The 15,469-nt window shown below is 66.1% G+C and carries 16 protein-coding genes; 10 read left to right on the top strand and 6 right to left on the bottom strand.

What is annotated here, in order from left to right:
• Nucleotides 1–4: 4 nt before the first annotated feature.
• The 8 genes from rsfS to GQ56_RS0133685 all read left to right on the top strand — a co-directional run bounded on the left by rsfS (nt 5) and on the right by GQ56_RS0133685 (nt 6,701).
• Nucleotides 5–457 carry a ribosome silencing factor gene (gene rsfS / locus GQ56_RS0133720; RefSeq protein WP_031402856.1) on the top strand — a complete coding sequence of 151 codons (453 nt, stop codon included), beginning with the start codon at nt 5–7 and terminating at the stop codon, nt 455–457.
• A gap of 17 nt (nt 458–474) precedes the next feature.
• Nucleotides 475–945: a 23S rRNA (pseudouridine(1915)-N(3))-methyltransferase RlmH gene (gene rlmH / locus GQ56_RS0133715; protein ID WP_031402855.1), complete on the top strand. Its 471-nt coding sequence runs from the start codon at nt 475–477 to the stop codon at nt 943–945.
• A gap of 51 nt (nt 946–996) precedes the next feature.
• Nucleotides 997–1,629, top strand: a complete 633-nt coding sequence (locus GQ56_RS0133710) for a Maf family protein (protein ID WP_031402854.1) — start codon at nt 997–999, stop codon at nt 1,627–1,629.
• An 8-nt stretch (nt 1,630–1,637) separates the two neighbouring features.
• Nucleotides 1,638–3,107: a ribonuclease G gene (gene rng / locus GQ56_RS0133705; protein WP_031402853.1), complete on the top strand. Its 1,470-nt coding sequence runs from the start codon at nt 1,638–1,640 to the stop codon at nt 3,105–3,107.
• Between the two features lie 126 nt (nt 3,108–3,233).
• Nucleotides 3,234–3,569 (top strand): YggL 50S ribosome-binding family protein, encoded by a 336-nt coding sequence (locus tag GQ56_RS0133700; protein WP_031402852.1) that lies wholly within the window; start codon nt 3,234–3,236, stop codon nt 3,567–3,569.
• 296 nt (nt 3,570–3,865) lie between these two features.
• Complete coding sequence (locus GQ56_RS0133695) at nt 3,866–4,828, top strand: PRC-barrel domain-containing protein (RefSeq protein ID WP_031402851.1); 963 nt, start codon at nt 3,866–3,868, stop codon at nt 4,826–4,828.
• The gene (locus GQ56_RS0133690) at nt 4,825–6,093 is read left to right on the top strand and encodes an MFS transporter (RefSeq protein ID WP_031402850.1); all 1,269 of its coding nucleotides are present in this window, start codon (nt 4,825–4,827) and stop codon (nt 6,091–6,093) included. Before GQ56_RS0133695 ends, GQ56_RS0133690 begins: the two co-directional genes overlap by 4 nt.
• Before the next feature lie 41 nt (nt 6,094–6,134).
• The gene (locus GQ56_RS0133685; protein ID WP_031402849.1) at nt 6,135–6,701 is read left to right on the top strand and encodes an FUSC family protein; all 567 of its coding nucleotides are present in this window, start codon (nt 6,135–6,137) and stop codon (nt 6,699–6,701) included.
• A gap of 64 nt (nt 6,702–6,765) precedes the next feature.
• Here GQ56_RS0133685 and GQ56_RS0133680 read toward each other — a convergent pair whose 3' ends face one another.
• The 4 genes from GQ56_RS0133680 to GQ56_RS0133665 all read right to left on the bottom strand — a co-directional run bounded on the left by GQ56_RS0133680 (nt 6,766) and on the right by GQ56_RS0133665 (nt 11,390).
• The gene (locus GQ56_RS0133680; RefSeq protein WP_031402848.1) at nt 6,766–7,116 is read right to left on the bottom strand and encodes an RcnB family protein; all 351 of its coding nucleotides are present in this window, start codon (nt 7,114–7,116) and stop codon (nt 6,766–6,768) included.
• 94 nt (nt 7,117–7,210) lie between these two features.
• The gene (gene msbA, locus GQ56_RS0133675; protein WP_031402847.1) at nt 7,211–8,995 is read right to left on the bottom strand and encodes a lipid A export permease/ATP-binding protein MsbA; all 1,785 of its coding nucleotides are present in this window, start codon (nt 8,993–8,995) and stop codon (nt 7,211–7,213) included.
• 56 nt (nt 8,996–9,051) lie between these two features.
• Nucleotides 9,052–10,137, bottom strand: coding sequence for a hypothetical protein (locus tag GQ56_RS0133670; RefSeq protein WP_235212809.1), 1,086 nt, complete (start codon nt 10,135–10,137; stop codon nt 9,052–9,054).
• Nucleotides 10,056–11,390 carry an O-antigen ligase family protein gene (locus GQ56_RS0133665; protein ID WP_235212808.1) on the bottom strand — a complete coding sequence of 445 codons (1,335 nt, stop codon included), beginning with the start codon at nt 11,388–11,390 and terminating at the stop codon, nt 10,056–10,058. The genes GQ56_RS0133670 and GQ56_RS0133665 overlap by 82 nt, the downstream gene beginning before the upstream one ends.
• A gap of 255 nt (nt 11,391–11,645) precedes the next feature.
• On the opposite strand from GQ56_RS0133665, the gene GQ56_RS0133660 reads away from it, so the two are divergent.
• Both GQ56_RS0133660 and GQ56_RS0133655 read left to right on the top strand, forming a co-directional pair.
• Entirely contained in the window at nt 11,646–12,449 is an 804-nt protein-coding gene (locus GQ56_RS0133660) for a glycosyltransferase family 2 protein (RefSeq protein ID WP_052001261.1), read from the top strand.
• Nucleotides 12,450–12,451: 2 nt separating this feature from the next.
• On the top strand, nt 12,452–13,297 hold the full coding sequence (locus tag GQ56_RS0133655) for a glycosyltransferase family 17 protein (RefSeq protein ID WP_031402843.1): 846 nt from the start codon (nt 12,452–12,454) through the stop codon (nt 13,295–13,297).
• An 18-nt stretch (nt 13,298–13,315) separates the two neighbouring features.
• Here GQ56_RS0133655 and GQ56_RS0133650 read toward each other — a convergent pair whose 3' ends face one another.
• Nucleotides 13,316–14,254: a glycosyltransferase family 2 protein gene (locus GQ56_RS0133650; RefSeq protein WP_031402842.1), complete on the bottom strand. Its 939-nt coding sequence runs from the start codon at nt 14,252–14,254 to the stop codon at nt 13,316–13,318.
• A complete protein-coding gene (locus tag GQ56_RS0133645) occupies nt 14,247–15,425 on the bottom strand; it encodes a glycosyltransferase family 9 protein (RefSeq protein ID WP_031402841.1) in 1,179 nt (392 codons plus the stop codon). The genes GQ56_RS0133650 and GQ56_RS0133645 overlap by 8 nt, the downstream gene beginning before the upstream one ends.
• Nucleotides 15,426–15,469 lie beyond the last annotated feature (44 nt).

The raw sequence follows: 15,469 nt of genomic DNA, 5'->3' as shown, positions 1-15,469 counted from the left end.
ATCCATGGATATCCGCAAACTGCAGCGCGTGATCGTCGACGCCCTCGAAGACGTCAAGGCGCAAGACATCAAGGTGTTCAACACCAGCCACCTGACCGAACTGTTCGACCGCGTGGTCGTCGCGTCGGGCACCTCCAATCGCCAGACCAAGGCCCTCGCGTCGAACGTACGCGACAAGGTCAAGGAGGCTGGCGGCGACATCGTCAGCTCCGAAGGCGAGGACACCGGCGAATGGGTGCTGGTCGACTGCGGCGACGCGGTCGTGCACATCCTGCAACCGGCGCTGCGCCAGTACTACAACCTCGAGGAAATCTGGGGCGACAAGCCCGTGCGGATGAAGCTCGGCGGCGGCAAGGGCCCGAACGGCTTTGCCACGGCCAGCGAAGACGACGAGGACGAGGAAGAAGAAGCCGCACCGGCGCGCCCGGCACGCAAGACGGCCGCCCGTCGCCGCTGAGTCGCCCGGCTGTCCCGATGAAGCTTTTCATCCTCGCCGTCGGCCACAAGATGCCGGGCTGGATCGCGTCCGGCTTCGACGAATACACGAAGCGGATGCCGCCCGAACTGCGCATCGAGTTGCGCGAGATCAAGCCCGAACTGCGTTCGGGCGGCCGCAGCGGCGAGAGCGTGATGGCGGCCGAGCGGCAGAAGATCGAGGCCGCGCTGCCGAAAGGCGCGCGCCTCGTCGCGCTCGACGAGCGCGGCCGCGACTGGACCACGATGCAGCTCGCGCAGGCGCTGCCCGGCTGGCAGCAGGACGGCCGCGACGTCGCGTTCGTGATCGGCGGCGCCGACGGGCTCGATCCGGAACTGAAAGCGCGCGCCGACGTGCTGCTGCGCATCTCCAGCATGACGCTGCCGCACGGGATGGTGCGCGTGCTGCTCGCCGAACAGCTTTACCGGGCGTGGAGCATCACGCAGAATCACCCCTACCACCGCGCATGACGCGTCGTCCTCGCGACGCGCGCCGCGCGCGCCCACCGAGATAACGACACCATGCCGTCCAGCACGCCCACCGCGCTTTTTCCGACCCTTTATCTCGCCTCGCAAAGCCCGCGCCGCCAGGAGCTGCTGCAGCAGATCGGCGTGAGTTTCGAGCTGCTGCTGCCGCGGCCCGACGAAGACGCCGAGGCGCTCGAAGCCGAGCTGCCCGGCGAGGCCGCCGATGCCTACGTGCGACGCGTGACCGTCGCGAAGGCTGCGGCCGCGCGGGCGCGGCTTGTCGCGAGCGGCAAGCCGGCCGCGCCGGTGCTGGTCGCCGATACGACCGTCACGATCGACGGCGCGATCCTCGGCAAGCCGGCCGACGCCGACGACGCGCTCGCGATGCTGACCCGTCTCGCGGGCCGCGAACATGCGGTACTGACCGCCGTCGCCGTGATCGACGCCAGCGGCGAACTGCTGCCGCCCGCGCTGTCGCGCTCGTCGGTGCGCTTCGCGGCCGCGTCGCACGACGCATACGCGCGCTACGTCGCAACCGGCGAGCCGTTCGGCAAGGCCGGCGCGTACGCGATCCAGGGGCGCGCGGCCGAATTCGTCGAGCGAATCGACGGTTCCCATTCAGGTATCATGGGTCTGCCCCTTTTTGAGACTGCGGCGCTGCTGCGCACCGCGCGCGTCGCCTTCTGAACCCCACCATGAACGAAGAAATCCTGATCAACCTCACGCCGCAGGAAACGCGGGTCGCACTCGTCCAGCAAGGCTCGGTGCAGGAGCTTCACGTCGAGCGCACGCTGTCGCGCGGGCGGGTCGGCAACATCTATCTCGGCAAGGTCGTGCGCGTGCTGCCCGGCATGCAGTCGGCGTTCATCGACATCGGCCTCGAGCGCGCGGCCTTCCTGCACGTCGCCGACATCTGGCAACCGCGCGTCGCGGGCGAACCGCAGTCGAGCGCGCCGCACCAGCCGATCGAGAAGACCGTGTTCGAAGGCCAGACGCTGATGGTGCAGGTGATCAAGGATCCGATCGGCACGAAGGGCGCGCGGCTGTCGACGCAGGTCAGCATCGCGGGCCGCACGCTCGTCTACCTGCCGCAGGAGCCGCACATCGGCATCTCGCAGAAGATCGAGAGCGAAGCCGAGCGCGAGGCCGTGCGCGCGCGCCTGACCGCCGTGATTCCGCCGGACGAGAAAGGCGGCTACATCGTGCGCACGATCGCCGAGGATGCGACGTCCGACGAGCTGGCCGGCGACGTGACCTACCTGCGCAAGACGTGGGCGACGATCGTCGCGCAGGCGCAGCGGCTGCCGGCAACGAGCCTGCTGTACCAGGATCTCGATCTCGCGCAGCGTGTGCTGCGCGATTTCGCGAACGACGACACGACGCGCATCCAGGTCGACTCGCGCGAAACCTACCAGCGCCTTGCGGAATTCGCGGCCGAGTTCACGCCGGCCGTGAGCCCGAAGCTGCACCACTACACGGGCGAGCGGCCGCTGTTCGACCTGTACAACATCGAGACGGAAATCCAGCGCGCGCTGTCGCGCCGGGTCGACCTGAAGTCGGGCGGCTACCTGATGATCGACCAGACCGAGGCGATGACGACGATCGACGTGAACACGGGCGGCTACGTCGGCGCGCGCAACTTCGACGACACGATCTTCAAGACCAACCTCGAGGCCGCGCACACGATCGCGCGGCAGCTGCGGCTGCGCAACCTCGGCGGGATCATCATCATCGACTTCATCGACATGGAGAACGCCGAGCATCGCGACGCGGTGCTGTCCGAGCTGAAGAAGGCGCTGTCGCGCGACCGTACGCGCGTGACGGTCAACGGCTTCTCGCAGCTCGGGCTCGTCGAGATGACGCGCAAGCGCACCCGCGAATCGCTCGCGCACGTGCTGTGCGAACCGTGCCCGACCTGCCAGGGCAAGGGCCAGGTGAAGACGTCGCGCACCGTGTGCTATGACATCCTGCGCGAGATCCTGCGTGAATCGCGGCAGTTCAACCCGCGCGAATTCCGCGTGATCGCCGCGCAACAGGTGATCGACCTGTTCCTCGACGAGGAATCGCAGCACCTCGCGATGCTGATCGATTTCATCGGCAAGCCGGTGTCGCTGCAGGTCGAGTCGAACCTGAGCCAGGAGCAGTACGATATCGTGCTGATGTAACGTTCCGCCTTTTCGCCGCCGGCGTCGCCGCGCGGCGCTTTGATGCGGCGCCCGGGCCGCCCGCGCATGCCGCGCCGGCCCCCGCCGCCGCCTTTTCATCCACCCTTTTCGCATTCACGACACACCATGAGCCAAGGCCACAACCGCCGCCAGCGCAAGAAACTCCACATCGGCGAATTCCAGGAACTCGCGTTCAACGCCACCGCGCACTATCGCAACGAATTGTCCGACCTCGAACGCGGCCAGTTGATCGACGCGTTCATCGACTTCGTCGAAGCGAACGGGCTGCTGACCGTCGCATCGGCGGACGAAGGCATCGGCGCATACGTGATTTCCGGCGCGCCGCGCGGCACGACGACCGATGCCGATCGCGAACGCGTGCGCGGCTGGCTGGCCGCCCGGCCGGAACTGACCGACGTCAAGGTCAGCGAATTCACCGATGCGTGGTACCCGGACGCCTGACGTTCCGGTTTTTCCCTGCTTCATGCAGCGCCCGCGCCTGCCCGCCATGACGGCGGCGGGCCGGAGCCGGCGTGCACCGCCCGTCTTCCGCCTCCCGTCGCCCTCGCCTGACAGCGACGCGACCACCCCCGCCGATCCCTACCTTTTCCCGACGGTCAGCCTCCGGCAAGCCATCGAAATCGGCCGTGAAAGCAAGACACGTTAAAATCTCCCCTCGCGTGGTGCGCCGCCCGCACCCGCCATCCATCGCCAGCCGCGTGCCCTCGGGCCGCCCCCGACCCATGGAGTGAGTGTCAATGAGCGGCGGACTTCCGTTTCCCGCATCCCGCAAGTCGTTTCCGTCGTCGACGGCCGTCCTGATTCTCTCCGCCGCCGCGCTGCTGTCCGGTTGCGGGCTGCTGCCGGTCCAGAATCCGCCCGCACCGATCAGCGAGGCGCTCGTCGAGCCCGTCAAGGAAACCGCCGGCGAACCGCTGACGATGCCGCCCATGCCGGCGCCGACACACCCGGAGGAACCGGAAGCGCCGAAGAAGCCGCATCGCGAAGTCACGCGGCCGAAGCCCGTGCAGCGCCCCGAATCGCCGACACCGCCGCCGCCTCCGCCCGCGCCGCTCGTCGCGACGCGCCCGCTCGACCGGACCCAGATCCATGCGCTGCTCGACAGCGAAGTCGCGCGCCGCAACGGCAGGGTGATCGGCCGCGCGGTCGACATGGTGACCGACGCGAGCGGCAAGCCGCGCGAGATGGTCGTCAACCTGCAGGGCTTCATGGGCGTCGGCGACCGCAAGGTCATCTTCCCGTGGAACGTGTTCCGCTTCACGCCGGGCGGCAAGCAGGAGCCGATCGTGCTCGACATGCCGTCGGGCGACCTGCCGCCGGCCGCGCGGCCCAAGGCCGTGCCGCTGTCGGGTTCGGCCGCGGCCTCGCCCGCGACGCGGCTGTCGATGCTCGACAGCGACGTCGAGCGCCCGAACGGCACGAAGATCGGCCGCGTCGTCGACGTGCTGATCGACCGCGCGTCGCAGCCGCAGGCCGTCGTGCTCGACCTCGGCGGGCTCGTCAATACCGACCGCCGTTCGATCGCCGCGAGCTGGGGCGCGCTGCGTTTCGTCACGCGCGACAAGGCGCTGCACCCGCAGCTCGACCTGAACGACGCACAGATCAAGGCGTCGCCGCCCTACGCGGCCGACAAGCCGATCGTCGCGGTCTACCCGCCCGTTGCCCCGGCACCGGCTTCGTCTGCGAGTGCGACCCGATGACGATCAAGCATTCCGTCAGCGTTCGCAGTCTGCGGTCCCTCGACTGGCTCAACTTCTTCGTTGCAAACGTTCAAACCGGGTTCGGTCCGTTCATCGCGTCCTACCTCGCGTCGCACAAGTGGACCCAGGGCGAGATCGGCATGGTGCTGTCGATCGGCACGATCAGCGCAATGGTCAGCCAGGTGCCGGGCGGCGCGGCCGTCGATGCGCTGAAGAACAAGAAGGGCGCGGCCGCGTGGGCGATCGCGGCCATCATCCTGTCCGCGGTATTGCTCGCGTCGAGCCCGACCATCGTGCCGGTGATCGCCGCCGAGGTGTTCCACGGCTTCGCGAGCTGCATGCTCGTGCCGGCGATGGCCGCGATCTCGTTCTCGCTCGTCGGCCGCGCCGACCTCGGCGACCGGCTCGGCCGCAACGCCCGCTGGGCGTCGATCGGCAGCGCGGTCGCGGCGGGCCTGATGGGGCTGACCGGCGAATACTTCTCCGCGCGCGCGGTGTTCTGGCTGACCGCCGTGCTGGCGCTGCCCGCGCTGGTCGCGCTCGCGATGATCCAGCCGACGCACGAGGTGATCCCGCAGTCGTCGAAGCCGGACGAGCGCGGCGAGCACGACGAAGCGGGCGAGCGCGAAACGCTGCTCGAACTGCTGCGCGACCGCAGGATGCTGATCTTCGCGGCGTGCGTCGTGCTGTTCCACCTGTCGAACGCGGCGATGCTGAACCTCGCGGCCGGCGAGGTCACGGCCGGGATGGGCGAGAACGTGCAGCTCGTGATCGCCGCGTGCATCATCGTGCCGCAGGCGATCGTCGCGATGCTGTCGCCGTGGGTCGGCCGCTCCGCGCAGCGCTGGGGGCGCCGGCCGATCCTGCTGCTCGGCTTCTCAGCACTGCCGGTGCGCGCGCTGCTGTTCGCCGGCGTGAGCAGCCCGTACCTGCTCGTGCCCGTGCAGATGCTCGACGGCATCAGCGCGGCCGTGTTCGGCGTGATGCTGCCGCTGATCGCGGCCGACGTCGCGGGCGGCAAGGGCCGCTACAACCTGTGCATCGGGCTGTTCGGGCTCGCGGCCGGCATCGGCGCGACGCTGAGCACCGCCGCGGCGGGCTACGTCGCCGATCACTTCGGTAACGCGGTCAGCTTCTTCGGGCTCGCGGGCGCGGGTGCGCTCGCGGTGCTGCTGGTCTGGCTCGTGATGCCCGAAACGCGCGTCGGGAACGGCGACGCGACCGCCGGCGAAGCAGCCGCCGCCTCGCCCGAACAGGCGCACTGAGGCCGGCACGCCGCCGTTACCCGTTTCTTGGCCAACGCATGATGGATACGATCAGGACACTCAACGAAGCCCGCCAGCAGATCCAGCAGTCGATCTTCGATCTGTTCAAGGGGCTGTCATTCAGCGAACGGCTCGCGCAAGGCGGGCTGATGGCGCTCCAGGCCGTGTGCGGCGCATGCCTCGCGTACGCGATCGGGCGCGCGCTGCACACCGAGCAGGCCGTGTGGGCCGCGATCACCGCGATCGCCGTCACGCAGCACAACTATTCGGACACGATGTCGCTGTCGCGCGACCAGTTCATCGGCGCGATGGTCGGCGGCGTGCTGGGCTTCGCCGGCGCGGCGCTCGGCGGCGATCGCCTCGTCGCGTACGCGATCACCGTCGCGGTCGTGATCGTCTGCTGCTGGTGTCTGAACGTGGGCAGTGCGGCACGGCTCGGCGGCGTGACCGCGACGATCGTGCTGCTGTTTCCGGGCAACGGCCCGCTGTGGGACATTCCGCTGATGCGGCTCGGCGAGGTGACGCTCGGCACCGTGTGCGCGCTGGGCGTGTGCTGGGTGATGTCGGGAATCGAGCGTCGCTGGTTCCGCCGCGCAGCGGCGAAGTGACGCAGTGGTTCGATCGCCCGGCCCGCATCGCCGCGTGGCGATACGGGTGGGGCGACCGGCAAGGTCAGTCGCCGATCCGCAGCACGATGCCGGAACCGATCTGCACCAGCAGGTGATCGCCGCCGATGCCGACCCATTGATAGCCGCGCGGCGGCGGGCTCAGGTGATAGCCGCGCCAGTCGTCGATCACGTACTGGCGATCGCGGAACTCGGGCGGCAGCCGGTCGCCCCGGTGCCACTCGCGACGCGGCTGGTCGGCCCAGCGCGGCGGCACGTCCGGCTCGTGGCGCATCTGGCCGCGGCCGTGCTGCATGCCCTGGTCGTAGTGGTTGTCATGATCCTGCGCCATCGCGGCCGGTGCGGCGAAACCCGCCGCGACCAAGGCGGCCAGCATCATCCCGTGCATCTTCTTCATCGTGCCTTCCCTCCGTGTTGTCACGTCGAACGAAACCACTCGGACTACCCGGCGAAGACTAGCACACGGCATCCCGCAACCGCGTGACCGCGCATTACGCCGTCTGCTGCTGGTACTGGATCCGGTGCAGGTGTGCGTACAGACCGCCGTGGCGCAGCAGTTCTTCGTGGCTGCCCTCCTCGGCGATCTTGCCGGCCTCGAGCACGAGAATGCGGTCCGCGCGCTCGATCGTCGACAGCCGGTGCGCGATCACGAGCGTCGTGCGGCCTTCCATCAGCCGCTCGAGTGCCGCCTGCACGTGCCGCTCCGATTCCGAATCGAGCGCCGAGGTCGCCTCGTCGAGAATCAGGATCGGCGCGTCCTTGTAGATCGCGCGCGCGATCGCGAGCCGCTGGCGCTGGCCGCCGGACAGCCGCATCCCGTTGCCACCGACGAGCGTATCGAGCCCGTCGGGCATCGCGGCAACCGCATCGGCGAGGTTCGCGGCCTCGAGCGCGGCCTGCACGCGCGCGCGGTCGGGCGTCTGCCCGTACGCGACGTTGGCGGCAATCGTGTCGTTGAACAGCACGACATCCTGACTCACCATCGCCATCTGGCTGCGCAGCGCATGAATGTCGTAGTCGGCGATCGGCACGCCGTCGACCAGGACGGAACCGTCGGTCGGATCAAAAAAGCGCGGCAGCAGGTTCACGAGCGTCGTCTTGCCGCTGCCGGACGGCCCCGCCAGCGCAACCATCTCGCCCGGCGCGACCTTGAACGAGATCCGGTCGAGCGTCGGCCGCTCCGCCGCGCCGTAATCGAACGTCACGCCGCGGAACTCGATCTCGCCGCGCGCGTGCGCGAGCGGCCGGCCGCCGCCCTGCGGCTCGGCCGGCTCGTCGATCAGCCCGAAGATCAGCTCGGCGGCGGTCACCGCGCGCTGCAGCGGCTGGTTCACGTCGATCAGATGCTTGAGCGGCGAAATGATCAGCAGCATCGACGTGACGAACGCGACGAAGCCGCCCACCGTGGTTTGATCGTGCTTCGATTGCACGACAGCGATCGTGATCACGATCGCGAGCGCGATCGACGCAAGGAACTGTGTCAGGGGTTGTGCAAGGCCGCCGGCCACTGACAGCCGCATTGCATAGCCGCGCAGCCGTTTGGCCATTTCGCTGAAACGCGAGATTTCGTACGGCTCGCCGTTATACACCTTAACCACCTTATAGCCGGCCACCGCCTCCTCGACGACATACGACAGGTCGTTGGTCAGCATCTGCTGATCGCGGCCGAGCCGGCGCAGACGACGATTGATCTTGCTGACGAGCCAGCCGATGCCTGGAAGGATCACCGCGATGATCAGCGTCAGGCGCCAGTTCAGATAGAACAGGTAGCCGAGCAGAAATATCACGGTCAACGAATCGCGCACCAGCGTGACCATCACGCTCACCAGCACGCTGAGGATCTGATTGACCTCAAACACGATCGCGTTGATCACCGTGCTCGCGGTTTCGCGCTGAAAAAACGATGCGCCGGTGTTGACCATGCGCGCAAACATGTCGAGACGCATCTGCAGCAGGATCCGGTTCGACACGTACGACAGCAGATACTGTGACATGTACTGCGCGGCGCCGCGTGCGAACGCGAGGCCAATCACGGCGATCGGCACGAACCACATGGCCTGGCGGCTGCCGTTGCTGCCGAAGCCATGATCGAGGAGCGGCTTGAGGAGTGCCGGGATGCCTGCGTCTGTCGCCGAACTGACCGCCATCGCCAGCACGCCGAGCAGCAGCACGCCGGCCAGCGGGCGAACGTAGGCCCACAGCCGCTTGCCGACCGCGGTGGTTTGTGTGTCCCCATCGCCGACTGGCTTTCTGAGGCCGGATTGGTGCTTGCTCAAGACGATCCTTTGATACAAATGACGAAGAGCCCGGGAAGCTCCGTGAATGGAGCGAATTATAAGGCGGATGGCCCCCCGAGCTCGAACGCGCGCCGGATCTGCGCTTCGAACACGTCCGCCTCCCGATGGATCATATGTCGGTACGGCTCAAATTCGGCGGAGCAGCCCGCAAAATCGCCGAAAATCGCGTCGATGACCTGGCCGAACTGCTCGACGAACCCGCTCGCCTTCGGGTCCAGCTTGTACCTGTCCGGAATCGGCACATCCACCGGATTGCCGGCCGAGCCATGCCTGGCCGTCACCACGCAGCAGCCGTGCACGGCCGCCTCGCGCGGCAGACGGTCCCGGCCCGGATGGTGTCCAAAATCGATGTAGACCTTCGCCGCGCAGAACGCGTCGGCAAGCTGCTCCCGGTTCAGGCCGCGCAGCGGCTTGAACTGCCATTGCGGATAGGCGCGCATCAAACGCTCGGTGACGGATCGTCCCTTGCTCGGGTTGTACAGAATCACATCGTCGTGCGTCGCGGCCGCTAGCCGCTGCGGCAACGCCGCCAGATAGTCGAGCGCGGTGTAAACCGGAATCGAATCGGTCAACGGCAGCACCGAAAAGCCGCGTGCCGCAAGATACGTCTGCGCATGGTGACTCTGGGCAAAGTGCTTCAGATGCCGCAACGCGCCGATTCCACCCAGCGGTCGCTTGCCCTTGATCCACGCCTTGAAATAGCGGAAGCGATCGCGCAGCGGGTTTCCATACCGCACGCACGTGTAATTGTTCAGCGACATCCACCAGATCGCCGCGTCGGCGCGCTTCACGCGCAGCGCGTCGGTCGGCATGATCTCCGGAAACACAATCAGCTCGCCGTGCTCGTCCGCATACGCCTCCACCGGGGCCGCGTACTTGCGATACGGTTCGGGGGTCTCGAAGGTCCGGTCGAACGGGCTATACACGATCGCCGCCGGCTGGCCGAGCCGGTTCAGTTCGGCGACGAGCTGATGCAGCGCCTCGGGCCCAGCCGTCATCGCGCCCCCAGGGCAAATGACCTTGACTTTGGCATATCGGTTCATCCGTGTGCCACCTCGGTCGTGCGCGATGCTGTCTGTCGTGCCGCGCCTTCGCTCGCCAGCACCTGAGCGCCGAGGCACGCAATCACCAGGCCATAGAACGAGGCAGTGTATTTCAGCGTGAACATTTCAAAACCGGCACTCATCACCATCACGCAAACGATATAAATCAAGCCGAGCTGACTCGCCCGCTTCACGCCATCGTCGGCGGCATGGCACCGCCGCCCGAAGAACACGAGCGGAATCAGGAATTGACACAGGACCGCGACTCCGCCGGCCACGCCGGAGCGCAGCAAGTTCGCCAGCAGTTCGTTATGCGGGCCGTGCTCGATCGCGATCGCCTGCGATGGCGGCGCGATCGACGTGATCCACGGCTGGCCCAGAGACGCGAGATATCCGGTGTCACCGTAGCCACTCCACGGACTGTGCTTGAACAGTTCCCACGATATGTGCCACATGGTCAGACGCAGGCCAGCCGACGTGTCGCGCTGCGTACCGGTGAGCCACTGGCGAATCTCTTCATAACCGCTGGCCAGGCGCACTGCGACTTCATGATCAGGAATTACCACGGCGGCCAGTACTGCGACACAGACCAGCAGCCACCACAATCTGACGGAGCGCCGGTTCAGCCACATCCACAGCGCAAACACCACCGGTATCACATACCATGCAGTGCGAGTGCCGGAACCGATAATCAGCGCGATACCGACCAGCACGCCGAGCGACTGCCACGCCGCCAGCATCCTGCCTCTGCCGCCCGACGCAACGCGCAAGCTGAACAAGCAAAAGCCGGTCAGCACCAGCCCATAAACACCGAACGTATCGGTGTCGACGAAATAAGTCGCATAGCGCCCGCCCCACTGCCTGGAGGCAGCCGGATTCAGCCACACCTCGATCAGCATCGCGAACAGGCAGAGAGGAGCGGCGTAGCCGACGATACGCGCAAAGTCAATGCGCCGCTGATGGAAATACAGAAGGACCGGAATCCCGAGCAGCATTCGCATGGGCGCGTCAAACGCCTTCAGCACCCATTCGTGCCGAAGCAGCTGTCCGATCGCGACCGCCGTGATCGGCGCGGCGAGCGCAATCATCAACGGCGCGAAACGGCGCCATTGGCCGCGCGCTTGTGCCCCCCATGCAGGGCCGTGCAGCAACGCCAGCAGCACCAGAATGAATAACGCGGTATTGGTCGCGCCACGCCAGCTGAGATATCCGGCTACCCCCAGTCCCGCCGCCAGCACCGCCACAAGATCGCTCCGCTGGCAACCGGGTGCGAGGTCGTGCTGCGTCCCGTTCCGGCACCACGCGCCAGGCCGCAAACGATCGAACAACATGCTCATTGATTTCGGATATCGCAAGGTTATTGCATGAAAATATCAGCCGGAGAATAGCACACGGACTTCGGGGCGACGTAGCGCCGCGGCGCGCCCGACGTGCCGCGCGCCGCGCGGGCGCTGACGGGCACGGGGATCGCCACGCGCTTCGCCGAAGCCGGGCTGCCGCCGGCATGGCAAACGTCCGCGCTTGCTATACTTCCATGAGTTTCGCCGCCCCCTGCCAGACCTGCATCGACCCGAGCATCACATCTCATGAGCGACCGTTTCGCCGCCCGCACAGCCGCCCCCACACTCACCGCCATCGTAATCACCAAGAACGAGGCGCGCGATATTGGCGCATGTCTCGCATCGCTACGGCCCTGGGTCGACGAAATCATCGTGTTCGACTCCGGCAGCACCGACGGCACGCAAACCATCTGTCGCGAATATGGCGCGATTGTTCATGAAACCGACTGGCCCGGCTTCGGCGCTCAAAAGCAGCGCGCGCTGGACCAGGCCCGCGGCACATGGGTGCTTTCGATCGATGCCGACGAGCGCGTTCCGCCCGAGCTACGCGACGAAATCCTGGCTTGCATCGAATCGCCGGGTGCCGAACTCTACGATCTCCCGCGCCGCTCCAATTACTGCGGAACCTGGATTCGCCACAGCGGCTGGAGTCCCGACTATGTGCGGCGCCTGTTTGTGCGCGGCCGGGCGCGCTTCTCCGACGATCTCGTGCACGAACGCGTGATCGGCAACGACGACGCCCGTTGCGCGCGGCTGGCGACGCCTCTGCTGCATTACACGTACCGCGATCTTTCGGAGGTGCTCGGCAAGATCGACAGCTATTCGAGTTATGGCGCGGCACAGAAAGTCGCACGCGGCAAATCGGGAGGTTTGCGCCGCGCGGTGCTGCACGGCCTGTGGACTTTCATCCGCACCTATGTCGTCAAGCTGGGCTTCCTCGACGGCAGGATGGGATTCATCCTGGCCGTTTCGAATGCCGAGACCTCGTACTACCGCTACCTGAAGATGATGTTGCTCGGCGACGATCGCGGCAATCACCCGCAAGCCTGAATATGACCCGCCCAAAGATTTACGACTGCTTCTGCTATTTCAACGAGGACATGCTGCTCGAGCTGCGACTCGAGACACTGTGGGACCACGTCGACTATTTCGTGATTTCCGAAGCGGTCTACACCCAAACCGGCAATCCCAAACCGCTGAATTTCGACATCGAGAAATTCGCGAAATACCGCGACAAGATTCGCTATCTGGTGGTTGATCATTTCCCGCCGGGCGCGCGCAGCGCGTGGAGGAATGAGAACTATCAGCGCAACTACCTGATCCACGGGCTGCACGACGCACGGCCTGACGACTGGATCCTGGTGTCGGACCTCGACGAGATTCCGTATCCGGCCACGATTCGCGCATACGACCCGCGCTATCGCCGCGGTGATTTTCAGCAGCATGCGTATGCCTATTTTCTGAACAATCAGCTCGTGCAGGACGATGGCCGGCCCGCGATCTGGGCCGGGTCCAAGATCACGACAATGCATCAGGTCGAACGGTTTTTCGGCAACATCAACGCGGTGCGCTCATACAAATCGTCCGGACCGTTGCGTTCGCTGCGCCGCGCATGGTTCCGGCGCTTCGAAGTACAGCGCCTGACGCCAGGCGGCTGGCATTTCACGTGGGTGCTGTCGCCGGAGAAAATCGTGCTCAAGATGGAGAGCATCGCCGAGCAGGAGTTCGTGCGCGACGAGTACAAGGATCTCGCGTATATCGACGCACAGATCCATGCGGGTCGGGACCTGCTCAACCCGAACAGCCATTACGTTGCGCAAACGCCAGATGCCGAACGTTTCCCGCCCCATCTGGCCGCGCACCGCGAACGTTACGCGCAATGGCTGAGGCCGGTTTGAGCGGCCTCGGGCGCGTGCTCAAACGTTGTTCTTCTCGCCGGACCGCGCGTCGTGCCCGGCGAGCGGGAGAAACTGCAGTTGCGCCGGCAGGTTCGGCTCCCAGGCCTCGAGGTCGAGCGTCGGATAACGACCGAACGCGTACATCAAACGCTTCAGGCGGCTCTTCAGACTGGGCACCGGCACGTTCGGCAGCGCGTCGCGCGGATTGTCCGCGCCATCGCGCATGTACTTATTCTTGAATTCGCGCGGCGAGATGCCCCACTTCATCAGGAACTCACGGCCGCCACGATTGCGCTTGATACGCCCGGTACTACGGCAGCTGAAGTGATAGATGCGGCTTTCGCCGACAATGCGGAACACCCGGCAACCGACCAGCCACAGTTTGATCAGGAAATCGTCATCGCTGCTCATACCCGGTCCGAACTCGATGCTGTAGCCGCCGACGCGGTGCCACAGTTCGCGGCTCACGAGCGTTGGCTGCGATGCGACGCCGTCACGATCGACGGTCTTCAGTTGCTTCGCATGCGCCAGCAGGCCGGCTTCGTCGAAGGTCTGCGGGTCCGTGCCGAACGCGCCGACCGATACCAGATCGTTCCCGGTCTGCGTCGGCTCGATCAGGTGCGACGACAAGTATGCGCACGAGTGGTCGAGTCGGCGCAGCGCGTTTTCGAACGCGAGATCCCAGCCCGGCGTGCAGAACATGTCATCGTTCATGAATACGATCCAGTCGCGCGTCGCGAGCCTTGCCACGTCGTTCAGCGCGATGCACACGCCGACGTTGCCTCGGCTCCACGTATGCGCGATGCCTTGCTCACGCACCCAGTCGAGGGTACCGTCACTGCCGTCGTTCACGTGCACGACGATCTCGTGCTCGTAGGCCGAATGCCGTCTAATGCTGTCGATGCACAGCTTCAAATACGGCAGGTTGTTCCAGGTCGGAATCAGAATGCTAAACATGCTTGTTCTCTCTCGCTAATACATCGACGCGTACCAGGGCGTCGGGCACCGGCACGTTCAATAATTCGCCTGCGGCCCGGATCACGCGGGCCGAGCTGAGCGTGGTCAGGCATTCGCTCAGGCTTTCCAGGCGCTGCTCGCACCCTTCGTTAAGGCACGGGACGCAACCGCCTTCGCCCTGCAGCAGATAGACGTTGCCGTGCCGCGCCGTCCCCTTGCGTTGCCACGGATTGACCGCCGCGGCCCATCCGTGAGGCCACGGACCCCAACGCACCGGATCGGACGGTCCGAACAGCGCAAGCGTCGGCGTACCAGTGGCCGCCGCGATATGCGTGGCGCTCGTATCCGGGCCCACGTACAGACGCGCGCGGCGAATCATCTCGGCGCTTTCCGCCAACGACAGCTGCCCGACCCGATTCAGCACGACGCCCGGCAACCGGCCGGCGATCTGCTCCGCATAGTCGCGCTCGGCCGGCGCCGGTCCACCGCTCAATGCGATCGCGAATCCCTGACCGTGCAGCCAAGTAGCGAGCTCAACCCAGCCCTCCAGATGCCACAGCTTGTACGCGTACATCGGATATGGATGCAGCACCACGTACGGCCGCCCCTGCAATTCGCCGGCGCCGTCGAAATGCTGCTCGAAACGCGCGACTGCAGCAGCGCCGCTACCGACGGAGGGAGGCACCACGTCGGCGAGCGGAGCGATGCCGAGCCCGCGCGCCAACAGCAGACCGCTATTGACGGTGTGCAGATCGCTGTCGTCGACAACATGGCGATCGAGCATCCAGCGATTGAAACGCGTGACGCGCTCCGGCGCCAACAGACCGATGCGCTTGCGGCCCGCGAACCAACAGTAGAACCGCGCACGATCCGAACTGATAGCGGCGCACGCCAGATCGTAGCGACGCCAGATCCGCGCCGCATCGGCAAAACGCTCGCCGATACCGGCACGTTGCGCAACCGTGATCACCCGCCGGACATCCGGATTGTTCTCGAGCACGCCGTCGGTACCGCGGAACACCAGCACGTCGATCTGCGCCTCGGGCCAGCGCACCTTCAGCGAACGCACGAGCGGCGTCGTCAGCAGCACGTCGCCAATGCGGCGCGTGCAGACGACCAGGATCGTGCGCGGAGGACGGTCGGTGGGAAACAGGTCCAAAACTTGATCCATAAATCGGCTGAGCCTCGTTGGTCTCCGTTGGCAATCGGATCGAG

Source organism: Burkholderia paludis (assembly GCF_000732615.1).
Lineage (GTDB): Bacteria > Pseudomonadota > Gammaproteobacteria > Burkholderiales > Burkholderiaceae > Burkholderia > Burkholderia paludis.
This window is presented reverse-complemented; position numbering and strand designations above follow the sequence as displayed.

Excerpts from the sequence above, each read along its gene's own strand:
- rsfS (WP_031402856.1), top strand. The coding sequence starts at position 5 with ATGGATATCCGCAAACTGCAGCGCGTGATCGTCGACGCCCTCGAAGAC.
- rlmH (WP_031402855.1), top strand. The coding sequence starts at position 475 with ATGAAGCTTTTCATCCTCGCCGTCGGCCACAAGATGCCGGGCTGGATC.
- GQ56_RS0133710 (WP_031402854.1), top strand. The coding sequence starts at position 997 with ATGCCGTCCAGCACGCCCACCGCGCTTTTTCCGACCCTTTATCTCGCC.
- rng (WP_031402853.1), top strand. The coding sequence starts at position 1,638 with ATGAACGAAGAAATCCTGATCAACCTCACGCCGCAGGAAACGCGGGTC.
- GQ56_RS0133700 (WP_031402852.1), top strand. The coding sequence starts at position 3,234 with ATGAGCCAAGGCCACAACCGCCGCCAGCGCAAGAAACTCCACATCGGC.
- GQ56_RS0133695 (WP_031402851.1), top strand. The coding sequence starts at position 3,866 with ATGAGCGGCGGACTTCCGTTTCCCGCATCCCGCAAGTCGTTTCCGTCG.
- GQ56_RS0133690 (WP_031402850.1), top strand. The coding sequence starts at position 4,825 with ATGACGATCAAGCATTCCGTCAGCGTTCGCAGTCTGCGGTCCCTCGAC.
- GQ56_RS0133685 (WP_031402849.1), top strand. The coding sequence starts at position 6,135 with ATGGATACGATCAGGACACTCAACGAAGCCCGCCAGCAGATCCAGCAG.
- GQ56_RS0133680 (WP_031402848.1), bottom strand. The coding sequence starts at position 7,116 with ATGAAGAAGATGCACGGGATGATGCTGGCCGCCTTGGTCGCGGCGGGT.
- GQ56_RS0133665 (WP_235212808.1), bottom strand. The coding sequence starts at position 11,390 with ATGTTGTTCGATCGTTTGCGGCCTGGCGCGTGGTGCCGGAACGGGACG.
- GQ56_RS0133660 (WP_052001261.1), top strand. The coding sequence starts at position 11,646 with ATGAGCGACCGTTTCGCCGCCCGCACAGCCGCCCCCACACTCACCGCC.
- GQ56_RS0133655 (WP_031402843.1), top strand. The coding sequence starts at position 12,452 with ATGACCCGCCCAAAGATTTACGACTGCTTCTGCTATTTCAACGAGGAC.
- GQ56_RS0133650 (WP_031402842.1), bottom strand. The coding sequence starts at position 14,254 with ATGTTTAGCATTCTGATTCCGACCTGGAACAACCTGCCGTATTTGAAG.
- GQ56_RS0133645 (WP_031402841.1), bottom strand. The coding sequence starts at position 15,425 with ATGGATCAAGTTTTGGACCTGTTTCCCACCGACCGTCCTCCGCGCACG.